At 34.7% G+C, this 10,705-nt stretch carries 15 protein-coding genes; 14 read left to right on the forward strand and 1 reads right to left on the reverse strand.

Annotated elements, in window-relative coordinates; all coding sequences use genetic code 11:
* The 3 genes from WBN20_RS04520 to WBN20_RS04530 form a co-directional block, all read left to right on the forward strand.
* Positions 1-221, forward strand: a 221-nt coding sequence (locus WBN20_RS04520; RefSeq protein WP_424280859.1) for a sensor histidine kinase, incomplete at its 5' end; no start/stop codon positions are given.
* A 36-nt stretch (positions 222-257) separates the two neighbouring features.
* The gene (locus WBN20_RS04525) at positions 258-1,313 is read left to right on the forward strand and encodes a response regulator (protein ID WP_424272586.1); all 1,056 of its coding nucleotides are present in this window, start codon (positions 258-260) and stop codon (positions 1,311-1,313) included.
* A gap of 93 nt (positions 1,314-1,406) precedes the next feature.
* Positions 1,407-2,246 (forward strand): universal stress protein, encoded by an 840-nt coding sequence (locus WBN20_RS04530; protein ID WP_424274217.1) that lies wholly within the window; start codon positions 1,407-1,409, stop codon positions 2,244-2,246.
* An 88-nt stretch (positions 2,247-2,334) separates the two neighbouring features.
* On the opposite strand, the gene trxA is transcribed toward WBN20_RS04530, so the two are convergent.
* Positions 2,335-2,634, reverse strand: coding sequence for a thioredoxin (gene trxA / locus WBN20_RS04535; RefSeq protein WP_424272583.1), 300 nt, complete (start codon positions 2,632-2,634; stop codon positions 2,335-2,337).
* A 119-nt stretch (positions 2,635-2,753) separates the two neighbouring features.
* Here trxA and WBN20_RS04540 point away from each other — a divergent pair, with 119 nt between their 5' ends.
* From WBN20_RS04540 to WBN20_RS04590, 11 genes are all read left to right on the forward strand, one after another.
* Entirely contained in the window at positions 2,754-3,599 is an 846-nt protein-coding gene (locus WBN20_RS04540; RefSeq protein ID WP_424272584.1) for a universal stress protein, read from the forward strand.
* A gap of 18 nt (positions 3,600-3,617) precedes the next feature.
* Entirely contained in the window at positions 3,618-4,451 is an 834-nt protein-coding gene (locus WBN20_RS04545) for a universal stress protein (RefSeq protein ID WP_424274215.1), read from the forward strand.
* An 18-nt stretch (positions 4,452-4,469) separates the two neighbouring features.
* Positions 4,470-5,318 (forward strand): universal stress protein, encoded by an 849-nt coding sequence (locus tag WBN20_RS04550; RefSeq protein WP_424280860.1) that lies wholly within the window; start codon positions 4,470-4,472, stop codon positions 5,316-5,318.
* A gap of 96 nt (positions 5,319-5,414) precedes the next feature.
* Positions 5,415-5,831, forward strand: a complete 417-nt coding sequence (locus WBN20_RS04555; RefSeq protein ID WP_424271804.1) for a hypothetical protein — start codon at positions 5,415-5,417, stop codon at positions 5,829-5,831.
* Positions 5,832-5,873: 42 nt separating this feature from the next.
* Positions 5,874-6,716 (forward strand): ATP cone domain-containing protein, encoded by an 843-nt coding sequence (locus WBN20_RS04560; RefSeq protein ID WP_424280861.1) that lies wholly within the window; start codon positions 5,874-5,876, stop codon positions 6,714-6,716.
* Between the two features lie 4 nt (positions 6,717-6,720).
* Complete coding sequence (locus tag WBN20_RS04565) at positions 6,721-8,085, forward strand: MBL fold metallo-hydrolase RNA specificity domain-containing protein (protein WP_424280862.1); 1,365 nt, start codon at positions 6,721-6,723, stop codon at positions 8,083-8,085.
* A gap of 72 nt (positions 8,086-8,157) precedes the next feature.
* Positions 8,158-8,583 (forward strand): hypothetical protein, encoded by a 426-nt coding sequence (locus WBN20_RS04570; protein ID WP_424271802.1) that lies wholly within the window; start codon positions 8,158-8,160, stop codon positions 8,581-8,583.
* A gap of 167 nt (positions 8,584-8,750) precedes the next feature.
* On the forward strand, positions 8,751-9,194 hold the full coding sequence (locus WBN20_RS04575) for a hypothetical protein (RefSeq protein ID WP_424274212.1): 444 nt from the start codon (positions 8,751-8,753) through the stop codon (positions 9,192-9,194).
* A 9-nt stretch (positions 9,195-9,203) separates the two neighbouring features.
* A complete protein-coding gene (locus WBN20_RS04580) occupies positions 9,204-9,863 on the forward strand; it encodes a hypothetical protein (RefSeq protein ID WP_424280863.1) in 660 nt (219 codons plus the stop codon).
* A 134-nt stretch (positions 9,864-9,997) separates the two neighbouring features.
* Positions 9,998-10,288: a hypothetical protein gene (locus tag WBN20_RS04585; protein ID WP_424271799.1), complete on the forward strand. Its 291-nt coding sequence runs from the start codon at positions 9,998-10,000 to the stop codon at positions 10,286-10,288.
* Positions 10,289-10,342: 54 nt separating this feature from the next.
* On the forward strand, positions 10,343-10,705 hold a 363-nt coding region (locus WBN20_RS04590; protein WP_424280864.1), incomplete at its 3' end, for an alpha-glucuronidase family glycosyl hydrolase.

Genomic DNA, 10,705 nt, shown 5'->3' on the forward strand with positions numbered 1-10,705 from the left:
ACAAAGGCATTGGTATTCCGAAAGAAGACCAAAAGCATATATTTAACCTTTACTTTAGGGCAGACAATGTACTGCTGACTCAAGGTACCGGTATAGGCCTGAATATTGTAAAATCGCATGTTGAGAATCTGGGAGGGAATATTAGCTTTAAAAGTGTGGAAAACAAGGGGAGCAAATTCACGGTAGAACTGCCTCTTCATGGCAATCGCGAAGAATTCTAGCTAATTTTGTTTTAAACCGTAATAACTGCTATTATGATTAAAAAGGTTTTATTAATTGAAGATGACACTGCTTTAAGGGAGAATACAGCCGAATTATTGGAATTAGCAAATTACAAAGTCCTTACCGCTCCTGACGGGGAAAAGGGAGTATTGGTTGCCAAAACCAGTCTCCCGGACGTTATTATATGCGATATAATGATGCCAAAATTAGATGGATATGGTGTTTTTACCGCCCTGTCTGAAGATAATAGGACAAAGTCAATTCCTTTTATATTTCTCTCTGCTAAAACAGAACGAAAGGATGTTAGGCATGGTATGGATATGGGTGCGGATGACTACCTGACTAAACCATTTGAAGAATCTGAACTTATTGGTGCTATTGAGAGTAGGATAGCCAAGTCCAGTATTCTTAAAGAAGCACAACAAGAAAAATTATACGATGATTTAGCAAGTGAAGCCAAAGTTAAGAGTATTCATCAGCTGAAGAATTTTATTGATGACAACGGCGAGGAATTCAGGTTTAATTTGGGGGATTCAATTTACAGGGAGGGCGATAACTCAAATTTGGTGTATCTGGTAATAAAGGGGAATGCCAAAACTCATAAACTTGATGAGCAGGGGAAGGAGCTGATCACCGGAATTTACAAAGCAGATGATTTTTTCGGGTTTACCAGTTTCACTAAGAATATTCCATACCAGGAATATGCCTCTGCTATGGAGGATTCTGTCTTAATTGGCCTTCACAAGGATAAATTAAAAATGGTTTTGGAGCATAATGGGGAATTGGTAATGGAGTTGTTGCAACTTTTGTCGGAAAACCTTTCTCAGATCAAAGAGCAGTTGTTGCAGATGGCATATGGTTCTGTGCGAAAAAAAACTGCGTCTACCTTACTTAAATTTGCCGAAAAGTTGGAGGAGGATGAAGCTGGAAATATTCACGTCTTAAGGAGTGACCTTGCAAGTGTTGCCGGAATGGCTACTGAAACTCTTATTAGAACTCTATCTGCATTTAAGAAAGAAGGTATAATTGAGATTAAAGATAGAGATATTAAAATTTTAGATATGGATCGGTTACGAAAGATTCCCTATTGAATTTTTGATGATGAAAAGTTAGTGTACATGATGATAATCATTTTATGGTTCATTTGGTGATCGTAGTTTTATCCTTTAACAAATCAGACTGCAATGCAACGTATTTTAATCCCGACAGATTTTTCCGAAAATTCTCGTAATGCAATTAATTACGGGCTCGAATTATTTAAAAAAACCAAATGTATTTTTCACATCCTTCACATCAACCCAATCCCACCATATTCAGGTGCTGGGTCTTCAGTTAAGGGCACCTCGATAATGATTAGGGAAACCGTTTTGACTGAGAGCAAAAAAGACCTTAAAAAACTTTTGAATTATATTGAAGAACATCATAAAAATGAATTACATTCTTATGTTTCCATGGCAAAGTATGATTTTTTTGTAGATAGCATAAAGAGAGCAGTGGAAGACAAAAAGATTGACCTGATTATCATGGGCACTAAAGGCGCAACCGGACTTAAAAAAGTTTCAATGGGAAGCAATACTGGCGATGTGATTACTAGGGTAAAATGTCCTTTACTGGCAGTGCCGGAAAATTCTACTTATAAAACACCAAAGGAAATAGCCTTCCCAACAGATTTTCATATCGCTTACGATATTAAAGTCTTGGATAATTTAATTGAGATGGCCACAATGAACAATTCTATATTAAGAGTTGTCCATATTTCTAAAAAAGGTGAAATGCTGAGTGATGAGCAACTGAGTAATAAAGATTTTTTACACGATTATCTAAGAGGGATTGACCATAGTTTCCATTCATTAACCGGTTCCAAATTGGAAACTGCTATTCAGTGTTTTGTTGAAAGCAGAGATATAGATCTGGTAGCTATGGTGGCTAAAAATCTAAACTTTTTTCAACGAATTCTTTTTAGACCAGCCGTAGAAGAAATTAGTTACCATACAGATATTCCATTTTTGGTATTGCATGAGTGATGAATGGTTAAAATTACTACATCAATAAGTTCTTTTAATTATCAGAAAAAAAGATATGCTGGAACACAATCTTCTGGTTTTGATATAATTACCTGAAGGAATCGATAATAGTAATTATTTGATCTTTTGGCAAAACGCCTGATTGTCTCCATACTTGCTTTTTATCCTTGAATAACAGCATTGTTGGAACACCCCTTACCTGATATTTAGAAGCAATGGATTGATTTTTATCCACATCAATCTTTATAATTTTGATTTTATCTCCCAATTCTTCTTTTACCTGTTTAAGGATAGGCCCCAACATTTTGCAGGGCCCACACCAATCTGCATAAAAATCTACAAGAACAGGAATATTGCCAGCGGTTAATTTTTCGAAATTTTGTTTCATTTTCTGATAATTAGGTATTGCTAATTTAGAAAAGTTATAGAATTCAGTAACTGATTAATGTCATGGTTTCTTGTCTTGCTTAGTATTAATTTTAGAGCGGTTATAAAGATAAATTGGATATGAGGAAAGTTGTAGTGCCCACAGATTTTTCTAAAAATGCATTTAATGCACTAAAATATGCCTGTCAAATATTCAAGTACACAAGATGTGACTTTTTTATTCTACACGCTTATGCAGATGAGGTATACCAAAAAGACCAGGAGGTAGTGCGAAGTAAGTTAGATGAGTTAAAGGAGGTAACCTATAAGGATTCTGAAAAAAAACTGGCAAAAATTATAAAGAACATATTTGAGTATTCGCCAAATCCAAGACATAAATTCAAATCAATTTCGGCTTTTGGAACGCTTACAGATGAGATCAATGATCTTATTAATATAGAGAATGCGGATATTGTGGTAATGGGCACAAGGGGTGAAACTAATGATAGAACAATAACCTTCGGAAGTAAGACTATCCAGGTTTTGAAATACGTACAATGCCCTGTACTGGCCATTCCCGAAAATTACAAATACCATCAGCCAAAAGAACTTTTGTTTCCTTCAGATTATTTAGTGCCTCACAAAAGGAGGGAATTAAAACTTTTGTGCGAACTAACAGGTTCCTTTAGGTCATCTATTCATATGCTTTATATAGATTCTAATAAGAAGCTTTCGCTTCGACAGGAAGACAATATGCGATTTTTAAAAGAATGTTTGTACAAGGCCAACTTGTTTTTTGAAACAACAGAAGGGAAAGATAAAACCATTGCCATCACAAAATATATTGTCCATAAAGAAATAGACCTGCTGGTAATGGTCAATTCCAGACATTCACATCTTGAGCAAATGTTGCATCAATCCACTATTGAAAAAATAGGGTTACACATAAAAATCCCATTTTTGGTTTTACAAAATCTGTCCCGTTAACATTTAAAATATGTACCGATGAAAAAAATAATTCTTCCTACCGATTTTTCCTATAACGCATATAATGCTATCTCTTATGCTATGAACCTCTTAAAGAATGAGGAGGCAACTTTTTATCTTTTGAATACGTATACTCCGGCAATTTACCAAACGGAATATTTGTTGCACAGCCCCGGTCAAATTGGCCTGGGAGATATTTACCAATCGGAATCTATAAATCAACTTGAAGAACTGAAAAAACAACTTGAAAAAGAGTTCAAGAATCCAAAACACATTATAATACCACATTCTGCTTTCAATATCCTTGTTGATGAGGTATCTGCAATGGTTGCCAGTGAAGAAGCTGATTTGGTCATAATGGGTACTCAGGGAGCAACCGGTGCAAAAGAAATCTTTCTGGGCACACATACGGTGCATGTTATTAAAAAAGCTACCTGCCCGGTGATTGCAATTCCTGCAGATTTTAAATATGAAATACCCAAAGAAATACTCTTTCCAACCGACTATGAAGTTGAGTACAGTGAAGGACAATTAGCGGGTCTTCTTAATTTATCGAAAATTCATAATTCCAGTATTCAGGTCATTCATATTTCTAGCGGCTATGATCTGACCGATCTTCAATTGCAAAATAAGGTCAAATTGGAAAAAATATTAGAAAAAATCCCTCATTTGTTCCATGACCTCCCAAATCAGGAAATCATAACAGGAATAAATAATTTCCAATTAAAAAACAAGATGAATATGTTGGCCATGATAAAGAACAAGCACACCTTTTTGGAAAGTCTTTTTATAGAGCCAGTTATTAAGAAAATAGGGTTTCATGTTAGCATCCCATTTATGGTCATTCCGTAATGTAAATCTGAAAATTCAATGAAAAATATTCTTATAGCCACAGATTTTTCAAACAATGCTTACAATGCACTTTTTTACACCACCCAATTGTTTAAAAATCATAAATGTTCATTCCATATTCTCAATGCTTATACTGAGTATACCCCGCTAAAAAGTAATTCACAGGCTGCAGGGCGAAACTTAAGTTTGTTGCAACAACTGGGAGAGGAGTCTCTGGAGGGTTTAAAATCTTTTTTACATAGGATTAATCTGGATACGGCCAATGGTAAACATCATTTTGGGATTCATTCAAAAAATGAAAATCTAATTGATGCGCTGCAGCAAGCTATTAAAGAAACAAATGCAGATCTTGTTGTTATGGGTAATAAGGGGAAGACCGGGGCCAAATCTATTTTTTTAGCTAGTAATGTGATCAAATCCATAAACGCTATTAAGGATTGTCCAATATTAACCATACCAGGGGAAAAGGAATTTGTATTGCCTGGAGAGATTGCTTTTGCAACAGACTATAAAAGGAATTATAATGCTAAATTGTTGCAACCTCTTCTAACCTTAGCTACAAATTGTGATTCGTCTGTTTGTATTGTTCATATAAATGAAGAAGAAAGACTAAACCCGGCTCAGAAGTCGAATTTATATACCCTTAGAGAGTATTTGGGAGATATAAGACATTCTATTCATTGGATGCCTGATTTTGCCAATAAAACAAGGGCAATAACAGATTTTATTGACGAATTGGGTATAGATATGCTGGTGATGATTCATTACCAGCATGGTTTTTTAGAGAAATTAACCCGTGAACCGGTTCTTGAGAAAGTAAGTTTCAATATCAATATTCCCTTTCTTATTCTCCCATTTACAGACTGATTAACGTCATATGACAAATTATAATTTGGGATTAGCTTTATGAAGTCATTATAATTCTGCTACCCGAACTCAACATTAATTCATAATAATAAGCACATGAAGAAAATAGGAATATGGTTAGATAAGGAAAAAGCACATTTGGTTACCATAAAAAATGAAGATGTAAGTTTCAGAACTATTACTTCAGAGATTGAGTTCTTTCACCCAAAAGGCGGAGCGAGATCTAAGACTAAATGGGGCCCTCAGGATGTGGTACAGGATAGCAAATATCTGGAAAGAGAGAAACATCAATTGAAATTGTACTTTAAGGAATTGGCCAAGACAATAGAAGATGCTGAGGCTGTGGCAATTTTTGGTCCTGCAGATACGAATGCCAAATTTTATAAGGAATTAGATGAAAACTATAAAAACCTGGCCCTAAAAGTTAAGACAGTAGAGAAGGTAGATAGTATGACCGAAAATCAGGTCAAAGCCCTGGTCAGGGAATTTTTTAATAAAAAAAGCAGAGTTTAAGATTTTATAAATCTATGGAGACCATCTCAATTATCGCTTATAATGGCAAATGAAGATTTTCTTATAGTTAAGGCTTCGGGTGACAAAGTGTTATTCTCAGAAGAGAAGTTACGCTCGTCGCTGAAACGAAGCGGGGCAGACGATAAAATTATTTCTCAAATTTTGACTCTTGTAAAGGATGAATTATATGATGGAATCACAACCAAAGAATTATATAATCGGGCCTATAGTTTTTTAAGACGCAATAAACCGGTTCTCGCTTCAAAATATAAACTTAAAAAGGCCATATATGAGTTGGGTCCAACAGGTTTTCCGTTTGAAAGGTTTTTAGGTGCTGTATTAACATATTCGGGATACAAAATTCAGGTTGGCAAGACTGTTACAGGGAAATGCGTGAGCCATGAAATAGATGTGATTTCCGAAAAAAACGGATCTATCATAATTATTGAATGCAAATTTCATGGAGAACAAGGTCGCAATTGTAATGTTAAGATTCCATTATATATATATTCCAGATATCAGGATATAAAAAATTCGGGGTTTAAAGATATTTCCAATATTAAAGAGCCAGATGAATGCTGGGTAGTTACCAATACACGTTTTACGAAAGATGCCAAAATATATGGTAATTGCATGGGGCTTTATCTTCTGAGTTGGGATTATCCGAAAGGCGATGGTTTAAAGGATCGAATAGACAGACTGGGTTTATATCCCATAACGGTTTCAACACTTTTGACCAAAAGAGAGAAACAATTTTTGTTAAGTCGTGATGTAGTCCTATGTCGTCAATTATTAAAAGATAGTTTTTATCTCGACCATTTAGGCGTCTCAGATATAAGGAAAACCAAAATTCTCAACGAAGTTGGCAAGCTTTGCAACATCTAATTTAATGGTTAAGGTTCATTTTTTAGGGGCTTCGGGTACGGTCACAGGATCTAAATTTTGTCTTGAAACGGATGAGCAAAACATTCTCATAGATTGTGGAATGTTTCAGGGCAGGAAGGACCTTAGAAGATCTAATTGGGAACCATTGCCTTTTTTGGCAGACTCAATAGATGTTGTTTTATTAACACATGGTCACCTTGATCATACGGGTTATTTACCCAGATTGGTAAGGGACGGATTTAAAGGTAAAATTATAGGAACTGCCCCTACACTTGCAATAACAAAAATAATATTGCTCGATAGTGCAAAGATAAATGAGGAAGAAGCAGAATTAGCAAATAAGGAGGGGTATAGTAAGCATAGGCCAGCGCTGCCACTTTATAACATACAGGATGCAGAAAATGCCATAGCGCTGTTTAGAGATGAAGAAATAAACCAATGGACACAACTTTCTGAAAATATCCGGTATAGATTCAGGTATAACGGGCATATAATTGGTTCAACTTTTATCGAAATAGAAATTTCCGGAAAACGTTTTGTTTTTTCCGGAGATGTAGGGAGGCCAAATGATATTTTGTTAGATCCACCGGTTAAACCTGAGTGGGCCGATTTTCTTTTTATTGAAAGTACCTATGGCAATAAATTGCACCCACAAGATAATGTGGAGGATAGATTGGTTGCCCTGGTCAATAAAACATTATATGAAAGAGGAAACCTGCTCATCCCTTCTTTTGCTGTAGAACGTCTGCAATCTCTGATGTATTTATTCTGGAAGCTTTATATGAAGAATAAAATACCAAATATTCCCATTTTTATTGATAGCCCTATGGGCAACAACGTACTTTCCATATTCGAACGTTTCCCAAATTGGCATAAGTTATCTCCAAAGGAATATAAGGCGATGTGTGCCCACGTAAATATTATAGACTCCTACAGACAAACATGGGAAACTATAGACGATCCCAGACCAAAAATTGTTATTGCCGGAAGCGGAATGGTATCAGGTGGAAGAATTCTCACTTATTTACAACAATTGGTAGATAATCCGAATACTAATGTTTTATTGGTTGGTTATATGGCTGATGGAACACGAGGAAGAGCACTTTTGGAAGGGGTTCAGGAGCTTAAGATTTTTGGAAAATACTATGCAGTGAAAGCCAGTATTCATCACGAAGAAAGCTTATCAGCCCATGCAGATCAAAAAGAGTTAATAGACTGGATGGATTCTATTAAAAATATTCCGGAGCGTGTTTTTTTGATTCATGGAGAGCAGGAAGCCCTACTAGAATTTAAAATTAAAATTGCAGATGTATATAAATGGCATGTGTATATTCCTGAAATATTTGAAACGGTTGAACTTATTTTTTAACAATCACATGATTATTATCATTGCTCGTAATTCAGACCAGGGGTAGTTTTAAAAGAAATGGGATTCAAAATCATGGAAAATCAAACAGAAAATAATAAACTGGATACTCTGCAAAAATTACATTTAGATACACAGAAATGGAAATCTTCATTTTTCTTAATGGATGATGAGTTATTATTTATAGAACAACTTCTTCACTCTTATGTATTTGAGCCCAATACAGCCAATTTGTTTGAGCGTTTACAGGACTATCTTGAGCGGCTGAAACAGATTAAAAATGATAAGACTGCTGTACAAAAACTTATAGTAAAGCATGAAAGTAATCTGGGAGGGTCTATTGAATGCAAAAACAACAAAAGTGATGATAATTTTCATATGGAACATGAGCAATTAAAAGCCAATGTGGCAAATTGTTTACAGAAGTTTCAAATCCTAAAGTCGGAGATATTCAATTATGCGGGCGGTATTTTAAAAAAAAGAAGACCCGACGAAAATTGATCCTAACCGGCACAATAGCTACCTGATAATTATCATTTCTTTTGGTTTTATAAAAAACTAAATTGAAATCACATAATACATATTCCTAGACAATATTTTAAAGGATTTAAATTATGGATATTAATACCAATGAAGTTTGAATATTCGCTATTATAAAATTTAACAAAATGAAAATTAAAGAAAACACGCATCGTTATATTGAATGGATAGATCCAGAAGAGATGCACAGAACAAGCCTAATATGGCTATCGGAATTAAGATTTATGAAAGATGAACAGTTGTTTTTGAACAATCTGATAAAACACTATACGCTACAATTGGTTGATTCAAAAATTTTTGGAAAAAGTAAAGCAATTGTGACCGCTCTTACTGATTTGGAGAAGCAAACAATTTCATTTATGAAGGAGGTTCAGGCTCATGAAAATAAATTGGAAATAATGATTGATGATGTTGATCAAATAGAGATGGAAAAGGTTTACCGGGATACCCACAGAGAATTGACCAATGACATAGATCATTACAAAGAAGAATACATGGAAATTAAAACCAAACTTTTTGATTTAGTTTCAAGTGTACTGAAGAAGGAGAAACAAAAACGATTATTAAATTAAGTAAAGCAAATGAACAAAGCACTTATTTTAGTTGCATTATTATTCATGGGATGCTCCTCCGCGGAATTGGTCGATAATTGGAAAAATCCCGACATTGTAATTTTCGATGCTAACAAAGTACTAATTGTGGGGATGACCTCTAATTCTAAAGCTCAGAAAGAATTCGAAACTAAAATGAAGAAACATTTTTCAAATAGGGGCGTGGAAGCCATGCGCAGTTTGGATGTATTTGATGTTGAATTTACAGATTCTGAAAGGTCTGAAGAAGAACTTGATGAAGTAGAACAGTCTCTCCTGGATAAAGACTTTGATGCCATTTTATTTACTAAAATTCTGGGCTCAGAAAACAAAGAGAGCTTTAGAAAAGAAATGACAGATATAAATAGGTATCACGATAAATTCAAAGACGATTATTTATCACATCAGGATATTTATTATGATGAGAATTATTATGATGAGTATAAGGTCTATCATGCAGAGACTTCGCTATACTGTATCTGTGTTGGCAAAGAACGCGAGCTCATTTGGCGAGGTATTATAGATATTACAGACCCTTCAAATATTAAAAGTGTAATAGACGATTATATAGAACTTGTTGTTTTGGCTATGGAAGAGCAGGATTTGATTTTCCACAAAGAAACGGATGAAGAAGATTCAACCAAGCTTTAGCAGCCATTTCATTTTATTTAACTTTAAAAAATTTTATGTTTAGAGACTTTTAAGAGCCAGGCATGATATAGTTAATATTTTGCACTTGGCGTATCAATTAAATTTGTAATTTAATTTGATAAAAAGACTTAGTCATGCGACGTGTAATCGTAGATTTTAAAAAGTTAAATAAGGACATCCTGGATCTTCTTGTTACTAAATACCCCGATGGATATGATGATGATGATATTATCACTTTTAAAAACGCATTAAACGAAATAGTGGAATGCGTTGAAGTAAGGACGGATGATACTATATATCTGGTAAAAGTCAGTAAACGTCTGGTCGCGGCCATGGAAGATCATGACCTGGAAGATGATGACATTATAGATGATGATGTTGTGAATGAATTGCCAATGGAAGATTTGAAGGAAGAGGAAGAATAAAGGAATACCCTCCCAAATAAGTTAAATACTCCCAGCCTGAACTAAATCCGAACAATGAATTCAAAATTGCATATCGCTCTCCTCTGCATAAATATCAATATTTCTTCTGCTCACTTAAGACTATTTTATGTAATCATTTTTTTTACTATTCTCCATTCCAATTCACAAACTTCCGAAGGATACGACTTATGGTTAGAATATCCTGAAATCGAAGAATCAATAGTAAGATCGGAATATGTAAAGACTACAAACTCTATATTTTTCCTTAGTAATACTGATATTCTGCAAACTGCCAGGAATGAACTTATCAGAGGTATGGATGCCATGTTAGAACGAGTATCCGATGTGCGGGATTCTCCCAATTTATTGAATACCATGTGGGTGGTTAAGAAAAATGATTTAAACCAGGAGATACAG

The organism is Eudoraea sp. (genome assembly GCF_049665975.1).
Lineage (GTDB): Bacteria > Bacteroidota > Bacteroidia > Flavobacteriales > Flavobacteriaceae > Eudoraea.

Bases quoted from the DNA above. Each gene is read 5' to 3' on its own strand.
- WBN20_RS04530 (WP_424274217.1), top strand. From the start codon at position 1,407: ATGCAACGTATTTTAATCCCGACAGATTTTTCCGAAAATTCTCGTAAT.
- trxA (WP_424272583.1), bottom strand. From the start codon at position 2,634: ATGAAACAAAATTTCGAAAAATTAACCGCTGGCAATATTCCTGTTCTT.
- WBN20_RS04540 (WP_424272584.1), top strand. From the start codon at position 2,754: ATGAGGAAAGTTGTAGTGCCCACAGATTTTTCTAAAAATGCATTTAAT.
- WBN20_RS04545 (WP_424274215.1), top strand. From the start codon at position 3,618: ATGAAAAAAATAATTCTTCCTACCGATTTTTCCTATAACGCATATAAT.
- WBN20_RS04550 (WP_424280860.1), top strand. From the start codon at position 4,470: ATGAAAAATATTCTTATAGCCACAGATTTTTCAAACAATGCTTACAAT.
- WBN20_RS04555 (WP_424271804.1), top strand. From the start codon at position 5,415: ATGAAGAAAATAGGAATATGGTTAGATAAGGAAAAAGCACATTTGGTT.
- WBN20_RS04560 (WP_424280861.1), top strand. From the start codon at position 5,874: ATGGCAAATGAAGATTTTCTTATAGTTAAGGCTTCGGGTGACAAAGTG.
- WBN20_RS04565 (WP_424280862.1), top strand. From the start codon at position 6,721: ATGGTTAAGGTTCATTTTTTAGGGGCTTCGGGTACGGTCACAGGATCT.
- WBN20_RS04570 (WP_424271802.1), top strand. From the start codon at position 8,158: ATGGAAAATCAAACAGAAAATAATAAACTGGATACTCTGCAAAAATTA.
- WBN20_RS04575 (WP_424274212.1), top strand. From the start codon at position 8,751: ATGAAAATTAAAGAAAACACGCATCGTTATATTGAATGGATAGATCCA.
- WBN20_RS04580 (WP_424280863.1), top strand. From the start codon at position 9,204: ATGAACAAAGCACTTATTTTAGTTGCATTATTATTCATGGGATGCTCC.
- WBN20_RS04585 (WP_424271799.1), top strand. From the start codon at position 9,998: ATGCGACGTGTAATCGTAGATTTTAAAAAGTTAAATAAGGACATCCTG.